The organism is Sinorhizobium fredii (genome assembly GCF_002944405.1).
Taxonomy (GTDB): Bacteria; Pseudomonadota; Alphaproteobacteria; order Rhizobiales; family Rhizobiaceae; genus Sinorhizobium; species Sinorhizobium fredii_C.
In genome coordinates this window covers 860,531-884,806 of sequence record NZ_CP024310.1, presented here as the reverse complement: position 1 = coordinate 884,806, position 24,276 = coordinate 860,531, and the positions used below count along the sequence as shown (strand labels likewise).

The 24,276-nt window shown below is 63.5% G+C and carries 25 protein-coding genes and 1 pseudogene; 8 read left to right on the top strand and 18 right to left on the bottom strand.

Translation table 11 applies throughout. The features are described 5' to 3' along the window. Positions 1–44 precede the first annotated feature (44 nt). The 4 genes from NXT3_RS27915 (at position 45) to NXT3_RS33040 (ending at position 2,390) form a co-directional block, all read left to right on the top strand. Positions 45–1,031 (top strand): mannonate dehydratase, encoded by a 987-nt coding sequence (locus tag NXT3_RS27915; RefSeq protein ID WP_104841097.1) that lies wholly within the window; start codon positions 45–47, stop codon positions 1,029–1,031. A gap of 195 nt (positions 1,032–1,226) precedes the next feature. Further along, positions 1,227–1,922 carry a GntR family transcriptional regulator gene (locus NXT3_RS27910; RefSeq protein WP_104841096.1) on the top strand — a complete coding sequence of 232 codons (696 nt, stop codon included), beginning with the start codon at positions 1,227–1,229 and terminating at the stop codon, positions 1,920–1,922. A 133-nt stretch (positions 1,923–2,055) separates the two neighbouring features. Then, on the top strand, positions 2,056–2,193 hold the full coding sequence (locus NXT3_RS27905; protein WP_086022811.1) for a hypothetical protein: 138 nt from the start codon (positions 2,056–2,058) through the stop codon (positions 2,191–2,193). Between the two features lie 74 nt (positions 2,194–2,267). Further along, on the top strand, positions 2,268–2,390 hold the full coding sequence (locus NXT3_RS33040) for a hypothetical protein (protein ID WP_272938880.1): 123 nt from the start codon (positions 2,268–2,270) through the stop codon (positions 2,388–2,390). A 54-nt stretch (positions 2,391–2,444) separates the two neighbouring features. On the opposite strand, the gene NXT3_RS27900 is transcribed toward NXT3_RS33040, so the two are convergent. The 15 genes and pseudogenes from NXT3_RS27900 to NXT3_RS27830 form a co-directional block, all read right to left on the bottom strand. Further along, positions 2,445–3,527 (bottom strand): ABC transporter ATP-binding protein, encoded by a 1,083-nt coding sequence (locus NXT3_RS27900; protein ID WP_104841095.1) that lies wholly within the window; start codon positions 3,525–3,527, stop codon positions 2,445–2,447. Next, entirely contained in the window at positions 3,524–4,324 is an 801-nt protein-coding gene (locus tag NXT3_RS27895) for an ABC transporter permease (protein WP_104841094.1), read from the bottom strand. The genes NXT3_RS27900 and NXT3_RS27895 overlap by 4 nt, the downstream gene beginning before the upstream one ends. A 1-nt stretch (position 4,325) precedes the next feature. Beyond that, a complete protein-coding gene (locus tag NXT3_RS27890; protein WP_104841093.1) occupies positions 4,326–5,201 on the bottom strand; it encodes an ABC transporter permease in 876 nt (291 codons plus the stop codon). 96 nt (positions 5,202–5,297) lie between these two features. Beyond that, on the bottom strand, positions 5,298–6,308 hold the full coding sequence (locus NXT3_RS27885) for an ABC transporter substrate-binding protein (protein ID WP_104841092.1): 1,011 nt from the start codon (positions 6,306–6,308) through the stop codon (positions 5,298–5,300). 37 nt (positions 6,309–6,345) lie between these two features. Next, positions 6,346–6,673 (bottom strand): annotated as a pseudogene (locus NXT3_RS27880) (NIPSNAP family protein). A gap of 5 nt (positions 6,674–6,678) precedes the next feature. After that, positions 6,679–8,142: an aldehyde dehydrogenase gene (locus tag NXT3_RS27875; protein ID WP_104841091.1), complete on the bottom strand. Its 1,464-nt coding sequence runs from the start codon at positions 8,140–8,142 to the stop codon at positions 6,679–6,681. A 5-nt stretch (positions 8,143–8,147) separates the two neighbouring features. After that, positions 8,148–9,188 carry an LLM class flavin-dependent oxidoreductase gene (locus NXT3_RS27870; protein ID WP_097524707.1) on the bottom strand — a complete coding sequence of 347 codons (1,041 nt, stop codon included), beginning with the start codon at positions 9,186–9,188 and terminating at the stop codon, positions 8,148–8,150. A 3-nt stretch (positions 9,189–9,191) separates the two neighbouring features. Then, entirely contained in the window at positions 9,192–10,124 is a 933-nt protein-coding gene (locus NXT3_RS27865; RefSeq protein WP_097524708.1) for a flavin reductase, read from the bottom strand. Continuing rightward, positions 10,121–10,948: an alpha/beta fold hydrolase gene (locus NXT3_RS27860; protein WP_097524737.1), complete on the bottom strand. Its 828-nt coding sequence runs from the start codon at positions 10,946–10,948 to the stop codon at positions 10,121–10,123. Before NXT3_RS27860 ends, NXT3_RS27865 begins: the two co-directional genes overlap by 4 nt. A 23-nt stretch (positions 10,949–10,971) precedes the next feature. Further along, complete coding sequence (locus tag NXT3_RS27855) at positions 10,972–11,574, bottom strand: amino acid synthesis family protein (protein ID WP_037425688.1); 603 nt, start codon at positions 11,572–11,574, stop codon at positions 10,972–10,974. A gap of 168 nt (positions 11,575–11,742) precedes the next feature. Further along, positions 11,743–12,627, bottom strand: coding sequence for a formyltetrahydrofolate deformylase (gene purU / locus NXT3_RS27850; protein ID WP_104841090.1), 885 nt, complete (start codon positions 12,625–12,627; stop codon positions 11,743–11,745). Between the two features lie 244 nt (positions 12,628–12,871). Further along, the gene (locus NXT3_RS27845) at positions 12,872–13,693 is read right to left on the bottom strand and encodes a 3-methyl-2-oxobutanoate hydroxymethyltransferase (protein ID WP_104841089.1); all 822 of its coding nucleotides are present in this window, start codon (positions 13,691–13,693) and stop codon (positions 12,872–12,874) included. 46 nt (positions 13,694–13,739) lie between these two features. Then, positions 13,740–14,966: an NAD(P)/FAD-dependent oxidoreductase gene (locus NXT3_RS27840; protein WP_104841088.1), complete on the bottom strand. Its 1,227-nt coding sequence runs from the start codon at positions 14,964–14,966 to the stop codon at positions 13,740–13,742. 26 nt (positions 14,967–14,992) lie between these two features. Beyond that, positions 14,993–15,310 (bottom strand): MocE family 2Fe-2S type ferredoxin, encoded by a 318-nt coding sequence (locus NXT3_RS27835; protein ID WP_037419724.1) that lies wholly within the window; start codon positions 15,308–15,310, stop codon positions 14,993–14,995. 50 nt (positions 15,311–15,360) lie between these two features. Next, positions 15,361–16,452 (bottom strand): fatty acid desaturase family protein, encoded by a 1,092-nt coding sequence (locus NXT3_RS27830; RefSeq protein WP_104841087.1) that lies wholly within the window; start codon positions 16,450–16,452, stop codon positions 15,361–15,363. A 156-nt stretch (positions 16,453–16,608) separates the two neighbouring features. On the opposite strand from NXT3_RS27830, the gene NXT3_RS27825 reads away from it, so the two are divergent. The 4 genes from NXT3_RS27825 to NXT3_RS27810 all read left to right on the top strand — a co-directional run bounded on the left by NXT3_RS27825 (position 16,609) and on the right by NXT3_RS27810 (position 20,619). Further along, a complete protein-coding gene (locus tag NXT3_RS27825) occupies positions 16,609–17,640 on the top strand; it encodes a LacI family DNA-binding transcriptional regulator (protein ID WP_104841086.1) in 1,032 nt (343 codons plus the stop codon). A 149-nt stretch (positions 17,641–17,789) separates the two neighbouring features. Then, a complete protein-coding gene (locus NXT3_RS27820) occupies positions 17,790–18,872 on the top strand; it encodes an ROK family protein (protein ID WP_104841085.1) in 1,083 nt (360 codons plus the stop codon). A gap of 96 nt (positions 18,873–18,968) precedes the next feature. Beyond that, positions 18,969–19,112, top strand: a complete 144-nt coding sequence (locus tag NXT3_RS27815; RefSeq protein ID WP_037419718.1) for a hypothetical protein — start codon at positions 18,969–18,971, stop codon at positions 19,110–19,112. Positions 19,113–19,326: 214 nt separating this feature from the next. Next, positions 19,327–20,619 carry an amidohydrolase family protein gene (locus NXT3_RS27810; RefSeq protein WP_104841084.1) on the top strand — a complete coding sequence of 431 codons (1,293 nt, stop codon included), beginning with the start codon at positions 19,327–19,329 and terminating at the stop codon, positions 20,617–20,619. A gap of 18 nt (positions 20,620–20,637) precedes the next feature. On the opposite strand, the gene pdxA is transcribed toward NXT3_RS27810, so the two are convergent. From pdxA to NXT3_RS27795, 3 genes are all read right to left on the bottom strand, one after another. Further along, the gene (gene pdxA, locus NXT3_RS27805; RefSeq protein ID WP_097525954.1) at positions 20,638–21,624 is read right to left on the bottom strand and encodes a 4-hydroxythreonine-4-phosphate dehydrogenase PdxA; all 987 of its coding nucleotides are present in this window, start codon (positions 21,622–21,624) and stop codon (positions 20,638–20,640) included. 21 nt (positions 21,625–21,645) lie between these two features. After that, complete coding sequence (locus NXT3_RS27800) at positions 21,646–22,779, bottom strand: iron-containing alcohol dehydrogenase (RefSeq protein ID WP_097525953.1); 1,134 nt, start codon at positions 22,777–22,779, stop codon at positions 21,646–21,648. A 302-nt stretch (positions 22,780–23,081) separates the two neighbouring features. After that, positions 23,082–24,275, bottom strand: coding sequence for a sialidase family protein (locus NXT3_RS27795; RefSeq protein WP_176536571.1), 1,194 nt, complete (start codon positions 24,273–24,275; stop codon positions 23,082–23,084). Between the last annotated feature and the right edge of the window lies 1 nt (position 24,276).

Sequence of the window (24,276 nt, the reverse complement as noted above, 5' to 3'; positions counted from 1 at the left end):
ATTATGTCATACGACATTGGATAAGTTCGGGAAGGAGCCTCTCCGTGTATGTAGGAACGCAGGTCGCGGCGCGCGACGACGAGGATTACCGGGTCTACGCCCAGCTTGGCGTCAAAAACATCTCCGCCGATCCGCCGGGCGATCCGGCAGGCTGGACGCTCGAGGATCTGGAACGGCATCGCGACCATGTCGAGAGTTTCGGCCTCGTACTCGACATGATCCAGCTTCCCCTGCCCTCGAAGCCGATCGAGAAAGCTTCCTTTCCGGATATCCTGCTGGCCGGCCCGGAACGCGATCGGCAGATCGATGCTGTCTGCCGGATGATCGAGAACTGCGCCCGCGCCGGCATTCCGGCGGCCAAGTACAATCTGAACCTGATCGGCATTCCCCGCAGCGAAATGGAACGCGGCCGCGGCGGTTCGATGAACGAGGCGTTTCGCTGGGATCGGATCGACCAGAACGCCGCGCCGGGCTTGGCCGGCGTTCTGTCGGAGGACGAGAACTGGGAGCGCATCGACTATTTCCTGGAACGCGTCGTGCCGGTTGCGACCAGCAATCGGGTACGCATCGCCTGCCATCCGCACGATCCCTATGCGCCGCCCGGCTATCGCGGCGCCACGCGCGTGTTGGGCACGGTCGAGGGGCTCAAGAAATTCGTGCAGATGCATGAGAGCCCCTATCACGGCCTGAACTTCTGCCAGGGCTCGATCGGCGAGATGCTCGACAATCCGCGCGAGGAGATCGACGAGATCATCCGCTGGTTCGGCACGCGCGGCAAGATCTTCAATCTGCACTTCCGCAACATCCGCGGCGGCAAGCTTTCCTTCATGGAAACCTTCCCCGACGAGGGCGACATGGACATGGTGCGCTCGCTGAAGATCTATCACGAGGTGGGATACCAATACATGGTGATGCCCGACCACGTGCCGACGATCAGCGGCCGCGACCCGACCGGCGTTGCCTTCGCCTTCTGCTATGGCTACATCACCGCGCTCATCGAGTCGCTTTCCACCGGGGCCGCCCAGGGTTAACTGCGGCATTTTCGTGACTATCCCTTCCGGCCGGCAGACAACTTTAGACGCAGCGCATGTCGACGCGTATCCTGCTGACAGACGCTTTCTCCAGTGATATTATGGTATCCCATAATATGCGGCTCGGACGTAACCGCCAGGACCGGATCGAGATCGCGCATTTGCCACAGGTGCTGGCGGAAAGGGAACGGCCCCATGAGCGCGTCTGAACAGCCGATGCGAGTGCTCCGTCCGGAGAAGACCCTTCGCGAGCTTGCCCTGGAAAAGATGCGCGACGCTATCGTCAATATGCACTTCAGGGCCGGCGAACGGCTTGTCGAACGCGATCTCTGCGACCAGCTCGGCGTCAGCCGGACGATCGTCCGCGAGGTGCTGCGGCACCTGGAATCCGAGGGCCTCGTCGCCATCCAACCGAACCGCGGCCCGATCGTCGCCGAGACAACCCCGGAGGAGGCCCGGCAGATCTACGAGATCCGCGGCGTGCTCGAAGGCATCGCCGCCAAGGCCTGCGCCACACAAAAGGACCCCGCGGTCGTGGCCGAGCTCGAGCGCATCCTTGCCCGCATCCGGGCCGCCTATGCCGCCAACGAGCTCGCGGCGGTTCTCAGCGCCACGACGGATTTCTACCGCACCCTGTTTGAGAATTCCGGCCGCCATGTCGCCTGGGGAATCGTCAATTCGATCACCGCGAGGATCAATCACCTGCGCTCCATGACGATCAAGACGCCCGACCGCGACACGCAGGGTCCGGCCCAGATGCAGAAGATCATCGACGCGATCAAGGCCGGCGACGGCGCGGCGGCCTATGAGGCGGCAAATGTGCATGTCAAGAATGCGGCGGCAATCGCCGAGGCGCTGCTCGCGGAACAGCAAGGCGCGAGGGCGGGGTAACAGTGCCGCCCGGAGCTGGCGCGAAAGTAAAAAAAGCCCCTCTCTTCAGACGAAATTAACCATGATGCGCACTGGTGGAATTCTTGGCCGCCGGCGCCCCGTTTTGCTCGCATTCCCGCGATCATGATGGGGGATGGATAAGGCAGGCATCGCATTCATGGCGCTGATACTCGTCCTCGTCTCTCTCGTGATGAGCATCCTTGCTGTCGACCGAGCGGAGTTGGAGACGCCGCCGGCCAGGGCGGCACTGGTTCCCACCAACTACCGGTGAGGCATCCTTCGCGCTGGAACAACGAGGTCTCCGGGTGAGTTGCTAGCCAATGCAACGATCCCCGGGAAACCTTCATGCGTCTCGTCCTGTTCGTAATCATCGCCTCGGTCATCAGCATACTTGCTTTCAAATATGCGGATAATTCCTTGGGCAATGCACCTGTCGCAGCAACAGCGGAAGAACTCTCTGAAGATTAGCAAAGCAGGCGCCAACCTAGGATTTATCACCGCTTTTCCGAACCTTACGCCGCTTCAGCAGAAGACGTGCGCCGTCGCCGGGTCGAAGCCGAGCCAGACGCTGTCGCCGCGGCTGAGGCTGGAAATCGCCTCGTGACCGAAGGGAAGGCGAACGGCCAGCGCGTCGCCCCTGGCGGTCTCGGTCGCGACATGGATGTTGTTGCCGAGAAAGGTGATGTCGCTGACCCTGACGGGCAGAGCCGTCGCGCCGCCCGGCGCCGATCGCATCAGGCGCAAGCGTTCCGGCCGCAGCATAAGCGCCGCCTTGCCGCCGGCAACCGGCTTGCCATGCACCGGTACGTTCGGGATAACTGTCGTGCCGGCGAGCGCGATCTCCGCTTTGCCGTTTGCCGCCGTCACCAGATCGCAGGGTAGGAAATCGCTGTCGCCGATGAACTCGGCGACGAAGCGGGTTGCCGGATTGGCGTAGAGTTCCGGTCCCGTGCCGATCTGGTCGATCACCCCCTTTGAAAACACGGCGATCCGATCGGAGAGCCTGAGCGCCTCTTCCTGGTCATGGGTGACATAGAGGATCGTCACTTCCGTCTGCTGGTGGATGCGGCGGATCTCGTGCTGGATCTCCTCGCGCAGTTTCTTATCGAGCGCCGAAAGCGGCTCGTCCATCAAGAGCAGCGGTGGGTCATAGGCGAGCGCCCGCGCCAGCGCGACGCGCTGCTGCTGGCCGCCGGACATCTGTGCCGGCTTGCGGTCCTCGAAGCCTTCGAGCCGCACGAGCTTCAGCATGTCGCGCACCTTGGCATCGATCTCGGCCTTCGGCAGCCGCCTGACCTTCAGCGGGAAGGCGATGTTCTCGCCGACGGTGAGATGCGGAAACAGCGTGTAGCGCTGGAACACCATGCCGATATTGCGCTTGTGCGACGGCGTCGACAGCAGCGTTTCCCCGTTCAGCACGATGTCGCCGCGGGTCGGATCCTCGAAGCCAGCAAGAATATAGAGCGTCGTGCTCTTTCCCGAGCCGGAGGGCCCGAGGAATGTCAGGAACTCCCCCTGCGCTACGTCGAGATTGACGTCCTGAACGGCGGTGACGGGTCCATATTCCTTGCGGATGCCGCGGATTTGCAGGAAGGGTTTGCTCATGACTTCAATCCTTTGCGAACGATGGCGACGAGCACCATCAACAGCACGGTGAGCAGGATGAGGAGGGTGGAGGCGGCGGCGACGACCGGCGTCAGATCCTGCCGCAACGTCGCCCAGACCTTGACGGGAAGCGTCTGCAGCGTGGGGCTCGCCATGAAGATCGCCACCACGACTTCGTCCCAGGAGGTGAGGAAGGAGAAGATCGCCGCCGAGAAGATGCCGTGGCTGATCGCCGGTAGCGTCACGCGGATCTTCGCCTCGAAGGGGGACGCGCCGCACAGCACGGCGGCGTCTTCGATCGACTTGTCGAAACCCTCGAGTGCACTGGTGATCGACAGAATCGAGAAGGGCAGCGCCAGCACCAGATGGGAAATGACGAAGCCGGTCAGCGTTCCATTGAGGCCGATCTGCAGGAAGAACGCGTAGAGCGCCACGGCGAGAACGACGACCGGCAGGATCATCGGCGTCAGGAATAGGGCTTTCAGCGCTTCGCGAAACATGAAGCGGCCGCGCGTCAGACCGAAAGAGGTGACGAGACCGAGCAGGACCGAAAGGACCGTGACGATGATGGCGATCTGGAAGCTCGTCCAGGCGGACTCCAGCCAGCGGGGATCGGCAAACAGTTCCTGATACCATTTCAGCGTCCAGCCGGGCGGCGGAAAGATCAGCCATTGCGACGAGCCGAAGGAGAGCGCCGCGATGAACAGGATGGGCAGGAGCAGGAAGGCGGCCGTCAGCAATGTGATGCCGAGGAGAACCAGCTTCCACCGGCCGAGTCGGTCGAAATTCAGGAGCATGTCAACGCCCTCCCATCCGGTCGGTGCCGAAGAAGCGTAGCTGAACGGCATAGAGCGCGAGCGTGACGACCAGCAGCACCAGGGCCGCTGCACCGCCCATGCCCCAATTGACCAGAGACTGAACGAACTGCGCGATGAGTTCGGCGAGCATCATGTTCGCCGTCCCGCCGAGCAGCGCCGGCGTGACGAAGTAGCCGAGCGACATCACGAAGGCCATCAGAGCGCCGGCCGCCATGCCGGGAATGGCGAGCGGCAGGAGAACCCGGACGAGGGCCTGCCAGCGATTGGCGCCGCAAAGCGCCGCCGCCTGCAAAACGGCCGGATCGATTTTCCGGATGACGCCATAGAGCGGCAGGATGATGAAGGGCAGCATGATATAGGTCATGCCGATCGTCACCCCCGTCAGGTTGTTGACGAGCGGCAGAGGCTTGTCGATCAGGCCCAGGCCGATCAGCAGCTTGTTGATGACGCCGGTGCGCTGCAGCAGCACCATCCAGGCATAGGTGCGTGCGAGGAGATTGGTCCACATCGACAAGAGCAGGATGGCGAAGACGACAGAAGCGAGGCGGCTCGGCATGATGGCCAGCGCCCAGGCGACGGGAAAGCCGATCAGCAGCGATACGAGCGTGACCAGGCCGGAAACGATGAAGGTATTTGCGAATATCCTGAGATAGGTGGAGGAGCCCAAGAGTTCGGCATAGTTACCGAGGCCCGGCACGGGCTCCGAGACGCTGCGCGCCAACAGGATGGCGACCGGCACGACGAAGAACAGGACCAGCAGGCCGAGCGCCGGCAAGGTCAGGTCGAAGTCGGTGAAGCGCAGGCGGTGTGCAGGGATCTTCGATCCTTCCGCCCTCGCGTCGGTACGCGACAACATGGCTGTGTCTCCCATTTCAGCTGCGCGAGGGACCTCCTCCTGCCCCTGCGCCGGATCGGCGGGGAGTACGGGCTGCGCACTCCCCGCCTCCTACATTTACTCTGCCTGCCAGGCGTACCAGCGCTCGCCGATTGCGTCGCGGTTCTCTGCCCAGTAGCTCATGTCGGCATTGACCTGGCTTGCCGTCTGCGCATCCGGCAATGTCTTCGCCAATTCCGGGTCCATCACCTTGGGAGAATCCAAGTTGATGGGCGCATAGCCGGTGGCCTTGGCGAGATCGGCTTGCGCCTGAGGCGAGGTAGCGAGCGCGATGAACTGCATCGCGGCTTCCTTGTTCTTTGCGCCCTTAGGCACGACGAGCGAGTCGGCGGCGGTAATGTTCTGCTCCCACGAGGTCTCGACATTGATGCCGCTCTGGGCGAGCGCCGTCATCCGGCCGTTCCAGAGACTGCCGAAGGGGGCCTCGGCGGAGGCGAGGAGCTGCTGCGACTGCGCACCGCCGGTCCACCAGATGATTTCCGGCTTGATCGTGTCGAGCTTCTTGAAGGCGCGGTCGAGATCGAGCGGATAGAGCTTGTCGGCCGGGACGCCGTCGGCGAGCAGCGCAGCCTCGATGACACCCGGGGCCGACCACTTGTAGAAGGCGCGCTTGCCGGGGAACTTCTCGATGTCGAAGAGATCGGCCCAGGTCTTCGGGCAGGCCTCGACCGCATCCTTGTTGCAGCCGATGACGAAGGAATAATAGAAGCTGCCGACCGAATAGTCGGTGACGAAGCGCGGGTCGAGCTTCGTCTTGTCGATCACCGAAAAGTCGAGCTTCTCGAGCAGCCCGTTCTTGCCGGCCTGCGCCGCATAGTCGCCCTCGACGTCGACGACATCCCAGGTCACCGAGCCTGCCTCGACCATCGCCTTCAGCTTGCCATAGTCCGTCGGCCCGTCCTGCAGGACGTTGATGCCGGTCTTTTCCGTGAATTTCTCTGCCCAGGCGATTTTCTGCGCGTCTTGCGTCGTGCCGCCCCAGCTGGAAATGACGAGATCGGCGGCCGTTGCCGGCATGGCCGTTGCGATGGTTGCGGCTGCAGCCGCCAAAGCGAGTATCTTCTTCATGTTCCCTTGCTCCGTGATCCGGTTTTGCTTGCTTGTTCTATGACACGCTGCCGCCCGTCGGCGAAAAGCGCGCCGCCTTCATGATCTTGTTCTCCGCGACTTCTATGAGGTCGCGTATCTTGGGGAGGAAAGCCCGCCAGGCCGGGTCTTCCATGAGTGCGCCCCGGCGCCTCTCGCGATCGTCGAGGCTCCGATAGGCCCAGATGTGCACGATCTCGTTGATCGGCCCGATCTCGGAGAAGAAATAGGCGACGATCTCGCCGAGATGCTTCTTCTGGATCGCGGATGCCCTCTTCCTCGACCACCTTCAGGTAGGCGGGGATGGCGCCGTTCTTCAGCCGATAGGTGCGGATTTCGTAGAACATCGCCGTCACCGCATCACGAAAGGATCGGGGATCGGCTCGTCCGAGGTCCTCAGCCACACCGTCTTCGTCCTCGTAAAGTCGAGCGCGGCCGCCATGCCGCCCTCGCGGCCGTGGCCGGAAAGCCCGAAACCGCCGAAGGGCGCGATCGGCGAAACCGCCCTGTAGGTATTGACCCAGACGATCCCGGCGCGGATCCCCTTCATCAGGCGGTGTGCACGGGTGAGGTCGCGGGTGAAGAGGCCGGCCGCGAGGCCGTAGCGGGTATTGTTGGCGAGTTCGAGCGCCTCCGCTTCCGTTTCGAAGGAAAGCACGGAAAGGACGGGACCGAAAAACTCCTCATCAAGTGACGGCGAAGCACTGCCGTCGCAATCGAGAATGGTCGGCCGGTAATAGTAGCCGGTGCCTTCGGGGGCCGTGCCGCCCGTGACCAGCTTGGCGCCGGCGGCAAGCGAGCGCTCGACCAGCGCCTCGATATGATCGCGCTGACGGCGGGTCGCGAGTGGCCCGACCTCGGTCGCCATGTCGAGAGGGCTGCCGATCCGGACCGCCTCGGCCTTTGCCTTGAGGATGTCGAGGAAGCGGTCCTTGACGCTTGTCTCGACGATCAATCGCGATCCGGCGACGCAGCTCTGGCCGGTCGCCGCGAAGATGCCGGCGACCTGGGCATTGGCCGCACTCTCAAGATCAGCATCGGCAAAGACGATGAAGGGCGACTTGCCGCCGAGCTCAAGCGAGGTCGAGGCGAGGTTCTCCGCCGAATTGCGTACCACATGACGCGCCGTCTCCGGCCCGCCGGTAAAGGCGATATGATCGACCTTCGGATGGCGGCTGAGCGCCGCACCGCAGGCGGGGCCGAAGCCGGTGATGATGTTGACGACGCCGGCCGGGAAGCCCGCCTCGTGGATGAGCCGGGCAAATTCAAGGACCGGCGCCGGCCCGTCTTCCGAGGCCTTCACTACCATGGTGCAGCCGGCCGCCAGCGCCGGGCCGATCTTCACCGCCGACAGGAACAGCTGGCTGTTCCACGGCACGACCATAGCGACGACGCCGATCGGTTCTCGGCGCAGCCAGACATCCATGTCCGGCTTGTCGATCGGCAGATAGGAACCCTCGATCTTGTCGGCGATCCCGGCGTAATAGCGATAATATTCCGCGACATAGGCAATCTGCGCCGAGGTCTCGTGGATGATCTTGCCCGTGTCCCGCGTCTCCAGTTCGGCCAGTTTCTGGGCATTCTCGGCGACGAGGTCGGCAAGCTTGTAAAGAAGCTTGCCTCGCTGGGTGGCGGTCAGCTTGGACCACGGTCCCGCGGAAAGGGCCCTATGGGCCGCCTCGACAGCGCGATTGACATCGGCTTCGCGCGCTTCCGGCATCTCCGCCCAGGCGGCACCCGTCGCCGGGTCGATGCTTTCGAAGCGGGCTTCGCCGTCTGCAAATTCGCCATCGATATAGCACTGGAAGCGCTGCATGTGCCCTACTCCGCAAATGCCGGCATGACATCGGCGATGAAGCGCTCAAGCGAGCCCTTCTTGCGCTCGAAGCTCATGCCGGTATCGATCCAGAAGGAATATTCGTCGTAACCCATCGCCTGATAGGTCTTCAGGCGGGCGATGACTTGATCGGCCGTGCCGACCGCGAGGTTCTTGCGCATCACCTCGGGCGAGATCAGCGCATTCTCAGCCATTTCCTCTTCGGAAATCGTCTTGATCAGCCCCTGCCGGATAGGCTTTTCGTTTTTGAACCAGGCGAAGAAATAGTTGTAGTAGACGCTCATCTCCCTGGCGGCCTGTTCGAGATCAGCCTCGTCCGTGCCGACATAGGCGTGCTGCAGCAGCATGATCTTCGGGCGCTTGATCTCCGGGTTCTGGGCGCAGGCCGCCTCGAAACGCTCCATCAGGCTGGCGATCTCGCCGTCGCCGTTCCAAAGCGGTGTGACCTGTACGTTGCAGCCATTGGCGACCGCGAATTCATGGCTGTTGGGATCGCGCGCCGCCACCCAGATCGGCGGATGCGGCGCCTGCATCGGCTTCGGCGCCGAGGTCGTCGACGGAAAGGTCCAGAATTCGCTCTCATGCGCGTAGTCGCCTTCCCACAGGCCCTTGATGGCGGGGATGAGCTCGCGCATCCGCTGGCCGGCGCCCCAGGCGTCCAATCCGGGGGCGAGCCGCTCGTATTCGAAACTATAGGCGCCGCGGGCAATGCCGATGTCGAGCCGACCGTCGCTGATGATGTCGGTCATCGCCGCTTCGCCGGCGAGCTTGATCGGGTGCCAGAACGGCGCGATCACAGTGCCGGTGCCGAGCCGGACATTTTTCGTGCGGCGGGCGAGATCGGCGAGGCTGAGGAAGGGATTGGGCGCGATCGTGAAGCTCATGCCATGGTGCTCACCGGTCCAGATCGCATGCATGCCGCCCTTGTCGGCGATTTCACAAAGCTGGATGAACTCGCGATAGAGGCTCTCGTCCGACTGTCCGGGATTGAGCCGCTCGAGATGCACGAAAAGCGAGAATTTCATGGATCAGGCCTTTCTGGCATAGGGGTGAACCTTGCCCTGTTTCTCATCCCCGACGTAAACGCCGAAGTTGCCGAGCGCGCTCTCGGCGGCAAAGCGCCTCAGGAGATCGGCCGTGGCGGAGTTGTCCATCGCGTCGAGCGGCAGGTCCGCAATCGGGACGAACCGCCCCGCCTTGGTGTCGCCGGGCTCGGCGGCGGCCCGATAGACGATGTGCTGGTGGCCGGTCGTCTTGTTGTCGTAGACCGAATAGAGAAATCCGACCTCGATCGCCAATTCCGTCGTGTTCGTCAGATGATCTTGCAGCGCCGCCAGCGGCTCACCGCCCTTGAGCTCCATCTGTGGCAGGCGCCAGTGGCCACCCGCCTCCGGGATCAAGAGGACGGCGCCGGCGCGCTCGACGACGGCGGCAATCAGCGGCACGCCCTCCGCGGCGGCCGACACCGCCTTGCCGGACAGACCCGGCGTGATGTAACTGCCGCGTGCGAAGCCGAGCCCGGCCATGACACCGTTCTCGAAGGCCTCGACGCGGCCGATCAGTATGGCGTGGTCGCCGGCGTCGACGATCTCGTTCGTCGAGCAGTCGAACCAGGCACTGACGCCGGCGAGAATCGGAGCGCCGTATGGCCCATGCCGCCATTCGACCGTCGCGAAACGATCCTCCACCGGTTTGGCGAAGGTGTTGGAAACGGTCATCTGCTTTTCCGACAGGACGTTGACGGCAAAGCCCTTGGCGCCCGTCATCGTCGCGAAATTGCGGGAGGTCTTGGCGATGCAGACGAGCAGCAGCGGCGGATCGATCGACACGGAAGCGAAGGAGTTGGCGGTAAAGCCGATGGGATTTCCAGAGGCGTCCTTCGCCGTGACCACCGTCACGCCGGTCATGAACGAACCGAAGGCGTCGCGCAGCGCGCGGGGGTCCAAAGAAGCTGTGTTCATGACCTCTCCCCTTCCCTTGAAAGCCAGTCTTCGAGGATTGCATTGACCGTGTCGGGCGCCGTCAGATTGACCATGTGGCGGTGCCCTTCAATAATTCGCGCCCAGCCGCACGGCGCAGCGGCGGCCATGGCGTGCGCCATTTCCGGCGTCGAGTTCGGATCCTCCGAGCCGGTCAGGAACAGGGCCGGGCAACGAACCTCGGGCCAGCGTGGGGCATAGACGGCATCGCCATGCGCGAAGGCGCTATAGGCCGTCGCATAGCCTTCAGGATCAACGGCCTGCAGCCAGCCTCGCGTCAGTTCGTAGACCGACGCGGTTCCACTATCCTCGCCGAACCAGCGTTTCAGCGGCCCGTCGACGTCGACGGCGCCCTTGCCGATCATCTGGGCCCGGGCGACGACTGCCGCCTTCGCATCGGCATCACGCAAGTATACGCCATTCAGAAGCGCCGCGCGGCGGATGCGCGTGCCAAAGGTTACGGCCGCGCCACCGGCGATCAGGGCGCCCATCGAATGGCCGGCGAGATTGACACACGCGAGTTTCAGGTCATCAAGAAAGACGCCCAGCCAGGCGACGAAATCCTCGAGCTTGGCGCCCGGAGCCAGCCTGTCGCTCTTGCCATGGCCCGGCATGTCGACGGCGATGACCCGGCACCGGCCAGACAAGGCGGCAACCTGCGGCGCCCAGGCCTCGAGCCGCATGCCTACCCCGTGGACGAGGACAAGCGGTTCGCCATGGCCGGTCTCCACATAGGCGGCGCCATGTGCGGTTCGCTCTCGCCCGGCACCCAGGCCAGCAAATTCCGTTCGCTCTGACTGAAGCATCGCCGCGGTCCAATAGAGAGGCGTCAAACGCCGGCCGGGTTGGCGACGTCCTGCCCGAGATCCTTCAGATCCTGATAGCGGTCGCCGATCCGGTGATGCGGACGTCCGCCGACCGAGGCGCCGAGCGCAACGACGATCTCGTTTGCCGCCGGGGCGTCGGCGATAGAAGTCTGGATGGTGAGATAATGGGAGCGGCGTCCTTCGTCGTTCTTGTCCATGAGGGGGATCATCAAGGGTGCGTTTGCCGGTCCGCGCGTATTGCAGAAGGCCAGATAGGATTTGGCCCCGACAGCCTGGCGGTAGTGATTGCCGAAGCGCAGCGTGTGGATCAGTGCCGAGGCATGCTCGACCTCGCCGTCGAGACCGACGATGGCCGACTTACCATAGGCCTCGACCGCCTCGCCCGAGCCGACGGCGTCGATGATCATCTTCGTCAGCAGCTCGCCGAGAACCGGGGCAGCGGCGTGGATCTCCGGCTTCAGGTTCTCGACGTAGCCCACACCCGCCCAGGGGTTCTTCACGACGGCGATGGCCGAATAGAGCTTCAGCGGCGCCGGCGCAGCCTTGCCGCCTTCGATCAGCGTCGTCTCCACCTGCAGCAGGGTCTTGCGGATTTCGATGGGCATCGCCGCCTCCTTGATATCTCTATTACATACTATGGTATGCCATAATACCGCGGAGTCAAGCGGCGTTTTCGGAAATGCGCAAAGCCGAAGCCATTCAGCAGCCTGGAACGAAAAACCCCGCTCGTTGCCGAGCGGGGTTGAGTCGGTTGGCGATACGTTTCCTTGCCGTCAGCCCATTCGCTCGGACGCATAGCTCCCAGGGCTCGGCGGAAACACCACGACGCGGTTGCCGTTGATGAAGGTGCGGTGATGGATATGGGCGTGCACGGCGCGCGCCAGCACCTGGCTCTCGACGTCACGGCCGATCGACACATAGTCCTCGGCCGACTGCGCATGGGTGATGCGGGCGATGTCCTGCTCGATGATCGGGCCCTCGTCGAGATCGGCGGTGACGTAGTGCGCCGTCGCGCCGATCAGCTTGACGCCGCGCTCATAGGCCTGCTTGTAGGGATTGGCGCCCTTGAAGGACGGCAGGAAGGAGTGGTGGATGTTGATAATCTTCCCCGACATCTTCTTGCAGAGCGCGTCGGACAGAACCTGCATGTAGCGGGCCAAAACGATCAGCTCGGCGCCGGTCTGCTCGACGATCTCCAGAAGCTGGGCTTCGGCCTTTGGCTTGTTCTCCTTCGTCACTTTGATGCAGTGGAAGGGAATATCGTGGTTGACGACCACCTTCTGGTAATCGAAGTGGTTGGAGACGACGCCGACGATGTCGATCGGCAGCGCGCCGATCTTCCAGCGGTAGAGCAGGTCGTTCAGGCAATGGCCGAAACGCGACACCATCAGCAGCACCTTGGTGCGTTCCGCCTGGTCATAGAGCGCCGTTTCCATGGCGAACTTTTCGGCGATTGGCTTCAACCCCTCCTCGAGTGCGGCACGGCCGACGCCCTCTTCCGAAATGAAGGAAATGCGCATGAAGAACAGGCCGGTTTCAAGATCGTCGAATTGCGAGCTGTCGATGATGTTGCAGCCCTGCTCGGCGAGATAGGCGGAAAGCGCCGCGACGATGCCGCGGGTGGATTTGCAGGTTACCGTCAAGACATAGCTGTTCATCATTTGTCCTTAGCTGTCGCATCATTGGGCGTTGCGCCCATTTGCTTCCCTACTGCATGTTCCTTAAATCGATCTCGATTCAAGGACAAAGACATGCAGCAAACTCAAGGTGCTAGCGACCTTTGCGCGTCTGATAACACGCGCGGTGCTGTAAACCGGAGCCAATTAAAGGATAATTCCTGCAGCAATTGAAAGTGCTGCAGCGACCTTTTGCGTCTGAAACGACGCAACGGCGCTGTCACGATCATCTTACGCGGAACGCCGCGTGCTCCTGCTTATCGATCTTGCCGAGGAATTCCTTCAACTCCGCCGGCTCGATACCGACCAGATGTGCCTTCTCCGGGTAGGCGCCGGAGCGGACATCCTCGGCATATTCTCGGAAGGCGGCGATACGCTCCCGCTGCAGCCGCTCGAATTCGGCGGCAAAGTTGCGATAGACCTTGGCATGGCGGGGATAATGGCCGCGGTTCTGCCCGAGCACGTCTTCGGCAAAGAGATACTGGGCATCGCATCCGGTGCCCGCTCCCATCGAAAGCATCAGCAGCGAGGTGCGCTCAGAAATCGCGGCCGCCACTTCTCCCGGCACAACCTCCATCTCGGCCGAAAAGGCGCCCGCCTCTTCGAGCGCCTTCACCTGGCGCCAGATCTCGAGCGCGCTCGCCGCCGTCTTGCCGACAGCGCGGAAGCCGCCGGTCCAGGTGGCCTTTGACGCGATCAGCCCGACATGGCCGCAGACCGGGATGCCTTCCTCGCGCAGCCGCTTGACCGTCGAAAGGCCGGCCGCACAATAAACGGCATCGCCGCCCGCCCGCATCGCCTGGAACGCGCCGCGCAGATAGTCTTCGGCGGTGACAAAGTCGCCATATTCGAGGCCGGGAAAGGCAAAGACCGTCGGCGCCGCCTCGCGGAATTCCGGTCCCAGCAGCGCCGGCGGAACGGATACGAGGTCGATGCCGGCCTTCTCGGCGGCTTCGGCCTCCTCCAGCGTCACGACGCGCAGCATGGTGAGTTGTCGCTTGCCCTTGATCGACAAGAGATCGGCAACGGTCGGGCGACGGTGTTTCATGGAAATCTCCGGTGAATGCTTGGAAGGGGGCGAACTGCAGCGGCCGTCAGGCCGCCAGCAGCGTCTTCAGCTTGGTTTCGGGCGAGGAAAGCGCCGCCGGGTCGGGCCTGCTGCCGGCGGCGATCAGCATTTCGGCGAGGCGAATGTCGCGGGCGACCGCGTTGCCTGGCCCGATGCCGCTTGCGGCAATCAGCCGGCCTTCGCCATCGAGATGAAAGAGAACGAAGCCGCCGTCCGTCAGATCGCGCCGTACTGTCGTCGCGGCGCCGTCGGCAAGGCCGGCGATCTGCAGGGTCAGCTCGTATTGATCCGACCAGAACCACGGCACGCTCGCGACAGGCTCGGCCAAACCCATGAGATTGGCCGCAGCGAGCGTCCCCTGATCCTGCGCGTTTCGCCAGGCTTCGAGGCGCACCCGCCGCCCGTCATAGTGCGACAGGGGAAAGGAACAGCAATCGCCGGCCGCATAGATGTCGGGGTCCGATGTCCGCAGCGTCTCATCGACCGCGATGCCGTTTTCGATCAGAATGCCGGCGGCTTCCGCAAGCTCGGTATTCGGGACCGCGCCAATGCCGACGACGATCAGGTCCGCGAGCCTGCTGGTGCCGTCGGCGAAGAGCACCCTTGCGCCGCCGTCATCCGCCTCGAGCGCGGCGATGCGCCCGCCGCATACGATCTCGACACCTTCCTGCCGATGTCGCTCGGCAACGACATCCGCGATTTCCTGCGGCACGCCGCGCGATAGGACGCGCGGCAGGCCCTCGATGAGCACGACGTCGGCGCCGAGCTTGCGGGCCGTCGCGGCAAGCTCGAGGCCTATGAAGCCGCCGCCGATGATGGCGAGCTTTCGGCCGGGTACCAGCGCCCTGCGGATCGCCAGAGCGTCGGCGTGCGTCCGGAGCATCCGGATGCGCTCGGCGTTTCCGCTCATGCCCGGAAGGGCGCGTGGCCGGGCGCCGGTCGCGAGCAGCAGCCGATCATAGTCGATCGCACGGCCGCCTTCGAGCCGCACAGCCTTTCGCCGTCGGTCGATCGCCTCGACCGCGACGCCCGTCACCACGGTGATGCGCGCCTCTTCGTAACGCTCGAGGCCGGCCACATATTTCGGCGGCTCGGCCCCGGCGAGCCCGTCCTTGGAAAGCGGCGGACGCTCATAGGGGAGATGCGGCTCGGCGCCGATCAGCGTGATTTCGCCTTCGAAACCCTTTTCCCTGAGAGCAAAGGCCGCCCTTGCCCCGCATTCGCCGGCGCCGACGATAACGATATGGCTCATGTTCTCCTCCCCTCGCCCCTGAAGCGTCAGGAAATCGCGATAAAGACGCTGCCGGCCTCGACCTTGACCGGATAGGTCGTGAGATTGACGCAGACGGGCGCGCCCTTGGCCTGGCCGGTCTTGTAGTTGAAGCGGCCGTTGTGCTTCGGACATTCGATGATGTCCTCCATCACCAGCCCGTCGGCGAGGTGGATCTGCTCATGCGTGCAGAGCCCATCGGTGGCAAAATATTCGTCATCGGGGCTGCGGTAGACGGCAAAGGTGCGCCCTTCATGGTCGAAACGAATGACGTCTTCCTCGTCGATTTCGTCGGCGGCACAGACCTCGACCCAGTTCGAGCTCATGGGGTTCCTCCATTCAGTCGTTTGTTCTGATTTGCGGGATCGCCTGCCGCTCACTCGGCGGCCTGGGCTTCCCGGTCGTTGTGGAATTCTTCGCGATAGGGCTTTGCCGTCGGCGGCAGTTCGCGCTTCAGGAAATAATCCTCGTTACGCAGCTGCCGGAGGAAGGCCGGGATCATTTCGCGATAGCCGTCGAAGATCGATGGGTTGGCCGCCGGCAGGTCGTGCTTGATCATCGCGTGCAGCCTCGGCAGCGCGTGATAGGGCACCATGGGGAACATGTGATGCTCCACATGGTAGTTCATGTTCCAGTAGATGAAGCGGCTCACCGGATTCATGTAGACGGTGCGGCTGTTCAGCCGGTGGTCGATGACATTGTCGGCAAGGCCGCCATGCTGCAGCAGGCCGGTCAGCACGTGGTGCCAGGCGCCGTAAAGCCGCGGCAGGCCGATCAGCATCAAGGGCAGTATCGAGCCGAGATAGACCGAGAGACCGGTGGTCGCCAGATAGATGGCAAGCCAGATGCGGGCGACGAGAATCGCCTTCGACCGTTCCATTTCCGGAATGAAGGTCTTTTCCGCTGCGCTGATCACGCCGAAAGCGTTGCGCAGCATGTCGATGACCGCATACCAGACATCGATGATGCCGAAGAAATTGAGGACGAGACGAATGAGATCCGGCGGCCGCATGACGGCGATTTCCGGGTCGCGGCCGACGATGACCGTGTCGGTGTGGTGGCGCGTGTGGCTCCATCGCCAGGTCACCGGATTGCGCATGATCATGAAGCAGGCGATCAAGTAGACGGCGTCGTTCATCCACATCGTCTTGAAGGCGGTGCCGTGGCCGCATTCGTGCCAGCGGCTGTCGGAGGCCGAGCCGTAAAGGACGCCATAGGCAAGGAAGAACGGCACGGCGAACCAGGTGCCCCAGAAATAGGTGCCGAGCCCACCGAGGACAGCCATGCTGCCGAGCCAGATCGCTGTGTCGCGAATGGCCGGACCATCCTCGCGCTTCATCAGCTCCTTCATCTGCTTGCGCGGAATTTCCGTATGGTACCACTCGGCCGCGGCGAGGCCGTTCGCCACCGCGGCTTGGGCATCGCGGCCCAGCAGGCTGTAATCTCGTTTCGTCGGACCTGTCGTCATCCCTGCCTCCCGAAGAGCGCTCCGGATTGCGCCTTCATCTGATGCGAGGAGAATAAGTTGACTTTTGACAGCTCTCAATGCAGCTATGATATATTCTATCAAAACACATCATAACTGTGGCCTCATTCATGAGGTAATGCTGTCAGGGAGGCGGAGATGAGCAGCAGGCCGACGATAGCGGATCTGGCGCGGGCCGCGGGGGTGAGTGTTGCGACGGTGGACCGGGTGCTGAACGGACGCCACCCGGTGCGCGAGGAGACGGCGCGGCGCGTCTACGACGCGGCAAAGGAAATCGGCTACCATGCGGTCGGGCTGCTGCGGCAGCGGGTTTTCGAGGACCTGCCGCAGTACCGTCTGGGTTTTCTCCTGCAGAAGCCGCAGCAAGCCTTCTATCAGGCGGTCGCTCGGGAAATGGAGAATGCGGCGCTGTCACTGACCAATGTCCGGGTCATCCCGCAGATCGACTTCGTCGCCAATTCGACGCCGGCGGGGATTACCGAGAAACTTAAGACAATGGCGGCACGCAATCAGGCAATCGCCTTCGTCGCCCCCGACTACCCGGCCGTCACTGCCGCGGTCGAGGAACTGAGAGAGCGCGGCATTCCGACCTTCTCACTGCTTTCCGATTTCGCGTCCGGCGTGCGCGAGGGCTATATCGGCCTGAACAACCAAAAGGTCGGGCGAACGGCCGCCTGGATGATCGCCAAGGCGGCCAAGCGACCTGGCAAGGTCGCCGCATTCATCGGCAGCCATCGCTTTCTCGGCCATGAACTGCGCGAGATCGCCTTCCGCTCCTATTTTCGCGAAAAGGCGCCGGAGTTCGAGGTGCTGGACACGATGGTCAACCTCGATACCGCCGAGATCACCCATGAGGCGACCCTCGACCTCCTGAAACGCCACCCGGACCTTCTCGGTTTCTACGTCTGCGGCGGCGGCATGGAGGGGGCGATCTCGGCGATCCGCGAGGAGAAGTTGGTCGGCAAGCTGCTCATCGTCGTCAACGAGCTGACACCGGAATCGCGCGGCGCCCTTGCCGACGAGGCGGTCATCATGGCGGTCGCCACACCGGTCCCGACGCTGGCGCGAGAGACGGTCAACCTGATGATCGGTGCGATCGACCGGGGTACCGCCGGCGTTCCAGGGCAGACCATCCTGCCCTTCGACATCTACACGCCGGAGAATATCTGACCGCTAGGTCTAGTTCTGCGCCGAGAGCCGAATTGCGTGCGGGCGCATCCGGAAACAGGTGAAGCAACGCGGGAACATCGCCCTGCCCCTCACGTTGTAAGTGACGCCGCCAGCGCACAACTGCAGGCGAGGCTTCATGAGGAGGTTGCGTGGGCAGATCCGTGAACGAAAAACGAAATGGGGCCCCGCTCATCCATGGTGCCGGCGATCTGCCGTCGGTCACGGTCGACGATTACAATCTGGGGCTTCGTTCCGGCGACGGTTTCTTAGGGGACAGGGCCAACAAATTTGCCTTTCAGGAAAAGCTCGATGCCTGGCGCAAGCGCGTGCGCAAGGGCGGTGAAGACCCGCTCGGCAACACCCCGACCGACGGCCTGTCGAAAAAGCAGATCGACGCATTCCTGCTCGGAGACGACAAGGAGGCGGCCGCCCTCGTCATGGGAGCGGTCGACGAATTTGCCGGCGAACTCTCCGGCGTGCTCGGGAAATTCCTGCAGCAGAAGAGCTGGAAGAATACCGAGCGCGTGGTGATCGGCGGCGGCTTCCGAGGGAGCGCCGTCGGTGAACTCACCATTGCCCGGGCAATGGTGCTGTTGAAGGCAGAAGGTCTGAAGATCGAGCTCGCGCCCATTGTCCACCATCCGGATGACGCGGGGCTCATCGGTGCCGCTCATCTCATGCCCGGCTGGATGCTCAAGGGCCACAGGGCCATACTTGCCATCGACATCGGCGGCACCAATGTGCGCGTGGGCATCGTCGAACTGCGCTTGAAGGAAGAGACCGACCTCTCGAAGGCCAGAGTCTGGAAATCGGACATCTGGCGGCATGCGAAGGACAAGCCCACCAGGAGCGCCACGATCGAACGCCTCATAGCGATGATCGACAAGCTCGTCGCTAAGGCGGACAAGGCCGGCCTCGCGCCGGCACCGGTGATCGGCGTCGCCTGCCCCGGCGCCATCAATGCCGATGGCTCGATCCTGCGCGGCGGTCAGAACCTGCCGGGCGGCAACTGGGAGAGCGAGCACTTCAACCTGCCCGTCGCGCTCAAGCGAGCCATTCCGCAAATCGGCGAGGAGGAAACCTTCGTCATCATGCACAACGACGCCGTTGTTCAGGGTCTCTCGCAGATACCCTTCATGCAGGACGTTTCCGACTGGGGAATTCTGACGATCGGCACCGGCCTCGGCAACGCCCACTTCAGCAACAAGGCTGATAACTGCGACCCGTCCTGAACCGCGCCAGCTCTGACGCCACAGCACGCAGCGGTTGCCTTTCCCGCCAGGTTTCCTAGCTACGGACATGTCAACGCTTTGAAGGAAACGCACTGAATGAGCCGGAATGGCCTCTATCTCATCATCACTCTTCTCGCCGTGGTCGCTGTCGGACTGGGCATCTACGTCTACCGCGAAGAAAACCAGCCAGGCATCGAGATCAAGATTGGCGAGCAGGGTATTTCGGTCGAGGAGAATTGACCTACCTGTGCCTCAAGCGGAGGTCTGGCGACCCCGTCCCCGCACGCAAGACATCGACCGTCCGATGCAGGCCAGCCTCGCTAAGCGCGACTTCGCAGCACCTCATCGCGCGTGGCCCCCTCGCCTACAATGATAGTGTAGTGCAAGCTATGATGCTGCCGCCGACTCGCCGCAGCTGGCGCTGGTGTTTCTCATCTTATCCGCTGGAGCCGCCATGTTCGACCTGATCATTCGTAACGCCAATCTGCCGGACGGGCGCTGCGGCATCGATATCGGCATCCAAGGCGAAAGGATCGCCGAGGTGGCGGCGAAGATCGAAGCGTCGGGCAAGGAGGAGATCGACGCGACCGGCCGGCTCGCCACGCCGCCCTTCGTCGATCCGCACTTTCACATGGACGCGACGCTGTCGCTCGGGCTGCCGCGGATGAACCGCTCCGGCACGCTGCTCGAGGGCATCGCGCTCTGGGGCGAACTGCGCCCCACTCTGACGCGCGAGGCACTGATCGAAAGGGCCCTGCGCTATTGCGACCTGGCGGTCTCGCAAGGGCTCCTCGCCATTCGCAGCCACGTGGACATCAGCGATCCGCGGCTGGTTACCGTCGAGGCGCTGCTCGAAGTCCGCGAAAGGATCGCGCCCTATATCGACCTGCAGCTCGTCGCCTTCCCGCAGGACGGCTACTACCGCTCGCCCGGCGCCGTCGACGCGTTGAACCGGGCGCTCGACATGGGCGTCGACATCGTCGGCGGCATTCCGCATTTCGAGCGCACCATGAGCGACGGGACGGCGTCGGTGGAAGCGCTGTGCCGGCTCGCCGCCGAGCGCGGAATGCCCGTCGACATGCATTGCGACGAGACCGATGATCCGATGTCGCGTCATATCGAAACGCTGGCAGCGCAGACGATCCGCTTCGGCCTGAAGGGCCGGGTGGCGGGATCGCACCTCACCTCGATGCATTCGATGGACAACTACTACGTTTCGAAACTCGTCCCGCTGATGGCGGAGGCCGAGATCAACGTCATTCCCAATCCGCTGATCAACATCATGCTGCAGGGCCGGCACGACACCTATCCGAAGCGTCGCGGCCTGACGCGCGTGCGCGAGCTGATGGAGGCCGGCCTCAACGTCTCCTTTGGCCACGATTGCGTCATGGACCCCTGGTACTCGATGGGCTCCGGCGACATGCTGGAGGTCGGGCATATGGCGATCCACGTCGCCCAGATGGCCGGGATTGACGACAAGCGGAAGATCTTCGACGCGCTGACCGTCAATTCGGCGAAGACGATGGGCCTCGAAGGCTATGGTCTCGACAAGGGCTGCAACGCCGACCTCGTCATTCTCCAGGCACGCGATACGCTGGAGGCCCTGCGGCTGAGGCCGAACCGGCTCGCCGTGATCCGTCGCGGCAAGGTCATCGCCCGCACGCCGCCACGGCTAAGTGAGCTGCATATCGAGGGACGACCTTCGGCCGTCGATGCCGCCAATTATGCGCCATGGTCCGGGGACTGACGTCTCCTGCGAGTGCCGCTACTGCGCGACCGCTCGCCTCGGCGAACTTGCCATCAGCCGCGCATAGGCGATCGCCGAAAGCATGTTGACGTGGTTCGCCTTGCCGGTGCCGGCGATGTCGAAAGCAGTTCCGTGATCGACGGAGACGCGGTCGATCGGCAACCCGAGCGAGACGTTCACCGCCGTATCGAAGGCGACGAGCTTGATCGGGATGTGTCCCTGGTCGTGATATTGCGCGATGACGAGGTCGAAGGCGCCGTTATAGGCGCGCGCGAAGACGGTATCGGCCGAGATCGGACCGGAAACGTCGATGCCCCTGGCCCTGGCCAGTTCGACGGCGGGCGCCAGGAAGCGGGTGTCCTCGTCGCCGAAGAGACCATTCTCGCCGCAGTGCGGGTTAAGGCCGGCGACGGCGATGCGCGGCTTCATACCAAGTCGCAGGAAATGATTGTGGCCGGCCTCGATCGTCGCCAGCACCCGCTCGACCGTCGCGCGCGCGATGGCGCCGCGCAGCGACACGTGAGTCGACACGTGGATGGTGTTGAGCCGCTCGGAAGCAAGCAGCATGAAGGAGCTTTTCGAGCCGGTGAGGTGCGCCAGAAGACCGGTGTGGCCGTCGAAATGATGGCCCGCGAGATTCATCGCCTCCTTGTTGATCGGCGCCGTCACGATGCAATCGGCCTCGCCCGCCGTCGCCATTTCAACGGCGCGGCGGATATAGCGCACCGAGGCCTCGCCGGCCGTGGCGTTCACCTTGCCGATCTCCGGCAAGGGCGCGTCGATCGGCACCTCCTCGACCAAAACGGCGCCGTCCGTCGGGTGCGACGCGAAGTCGACAGCCGCGGATGTGGCGCGATTCGCCCGTTCCAGCGCCTCGATATTGCCGACGACGATAAAGCTCGCGAGCTCCTTGCGTGGCAGCGAGGCGAGCGCCTTGACGATCACCTCCGGCCCCACGCCGGCCGGATCGCCGAGCGTGATTGCGACGCGGGTGTCCTTGCCCATGGTTTTCTCCCTGTGCCCCGCCTAGAAGGCCGCTTCATAGATTGTGAGAATGTCGGCGCGCGACAGGTCGCGCGGATTGTTGTCGAGCAGCCGCCGGATGGCGAAGGCATCGTCGGCCATCGTGCCGAGGTCGTTGGCAAGCACGCCGAGCTGCCTGAGCTTCATTTCGATGCCGAGCGCGGCGCAGAACCCATGCGCGGCATCGAAGACCGAGTCGACGCGCTCCGAGGCAGGCAGGCCGAGCGCCTCGAGCACCGCCCTCGTCTTGTCCGGCACGGCCGGCGTGTTGAAGGCGAGCACATGCGGGAAGATCAGCGCATTGGCGGCGCCATGGGCGACGTGCCAGCGCGTGCCGAGCGGATAGGCAAGCGCATGCCCGCCGGCCGTATTCACCGGGCCGAGGCAATAGCCGCCGTAAAGCGAGGCGAGCGACAGCCCGGCGCGGGCCTCCGCATCATTGCCGTCGCGGACGGCGCGGGCGAGATAGCGGCCGACAAGCCGCACGCCTTCGATCGCATAGATGTCGATGGCGGCATGGGCCTTGCGGTTGGTGAAGGCCTCGACGCAATGGGCGAGCGCATCCACGCCTGTTGCCGCGGTCACCTTCGGCGGCACTGTGAAGGTGAGCACCGGGTCGATGACGGCGATATCGGCGAGCATATGGATGCTTTCGACGGCGAGCTTGGCTGTCGTCTCCGGGTCGGTGACGAGAGCGCGAATTCCCGCCTCGCTGCCGGTTCCGGATGTGGTCGGCACCTGGGCAAGCGCGGCTTTGCGCGGGCCCGCGACCTTGCCGGCTCCGACGACTTCGGCAAGCCGCTGCGGCGAGCCGGCAAGAACCGCCGCAAGCTTGGCGAGGTCCATGGCGCTGCCGCCGCCGAAGCCGACGATCAGATCGGCCCTGGCATCCTCCGCTGCCGAGAGCACACGCTCGAGATCGCTCGTATCCGGCTCGGCCTTGACCTCGCCATAGACGGTCACCTCGCCAGCGAGCCCGAGAACTTCAGTCCGCGTTGCGTTGAAGGCATCGGAAATCACGAGGACACGGCGGTATCCCTTGCTGGCGGCCCATGTGCCGAGCCTTGCCGCCACACCGGTGCCGAATTCGATCAGGTCTGGTCTCACCATGGAAATGGGCGTTTCCAGATTGCTCATCCGCTCGATCCTCCCTGAACCCGGCGCCGCAAGTACGACAAGATGTAAAGTTGTTATCCTTTATGTCGCCCTATGGCAAGAGCCGTGACCGCTCTTTTGTCCGTGACATGTTCTTTGCTGCTTCACCGTGGCCGATGACGACGCCGGACGGTTACCACTATCGCTTTGTAACCAAACGCAATTCCTGTTCGCGCGCTGCGGCGTCCGCCAGCGCACAGCGATTGACCCTGGCAAGCCGGCGATGCGATGGCAGCAGCTCCACTTGTCAATTCTGGGCCGCGGCCGGTCAGCCGGACGCCAGTTCACCCGGCATTTTCGAGGAAGCCCGGCTCCAACCGGACGTATTTGATCGCCCGACGAAAGTAGGTGTAGGCGACGTGCAGCCGGCCCTCGGCGTCCTCAACGATCGACGGATAGGAGAATTCGCGATTGAGCGAATCCTTCGAGTTGTTGCTGAGGCAATAGCCATCGCCCGTGTCGAGATCGATGCGGCGCGGGAAGGTTCGGCCGCCGTCCGTCGAAAAAGCCAGGCTTAACGGCGCGCGCGGCACGCCCCAGACGGCCGGACGGGCGGAGACGACCTCATTGGCGGAAGCGCCCTCCTCGCCGCCGTCGATCTCGTCATAAAGCGAGTGCCGGCGCGCATCCGACATGGACGCATTGCTATGGTTGTAAACCATTGTAATGGCGCCGTTTTTTGTGCGAATGGCCTGGATCGACGAATTGTTGTTCGGCAGGTCGACCGCTTCCGGCGCCGTCCAGTTGAGCCCCGCATCGTCCGACTGGCTTCTGAGCACATGGGTCGCAAAACGGTTGCGATAGAAGGCGATCATCGTGGCACCGTCGGCCGGAACGATGTTCATGTGAACCGCGCCGATGCTGTCGGGCACGTCGGACATCGTCCAGCTCCTGCCCTCGTCGCGCGAAATCAGCACGGCGGCGCGATCGACGTCGCCGGTCCAGCGCCGGCCCGCTTTCCCGATGCAGCGAAACACCGGCAGAAGCCAGGCGCCGGCGTCATTGACGATGATCGGCTGGCGCACGAAGGTGCCGGGAATGTCGCAAAGCACTTCCGTCGGACCGAAAGACTTGCCGCGGTCATCGGAAATGCGCCGTTTGACCACCGCTCCATCCTGGTTGCCGGAGGTCTGCGAGGTAAAGAGCAGCCAGACGCGGCCGTCCGGCGCCGTGAAGATCAATGGATTCTGCTCGGACTTCGCCGGGTCGTCCGACATCTTTTCCGGATTGGACCAGCGGCGCTGGCCGGGCTCCAGCCGCGACATGTAAACCGAGATATCGCCCATGCCCTCCATCGTTCCGCCGAACCAGACGCAAGTCAGGGTGCCATCCGGCAGAAAGGCAAGATTGGCCGCGTGGTTCTGCACGCAAGGGGATGGAAGATAGGCGTCGCAGCGGCCGGGCTCGGCCGGGGTCGGCACGAGCTCGCCCGTCATCCGGGACGGAACCTCGTGCGGCTCCAGGGCGGAATAGGTCATC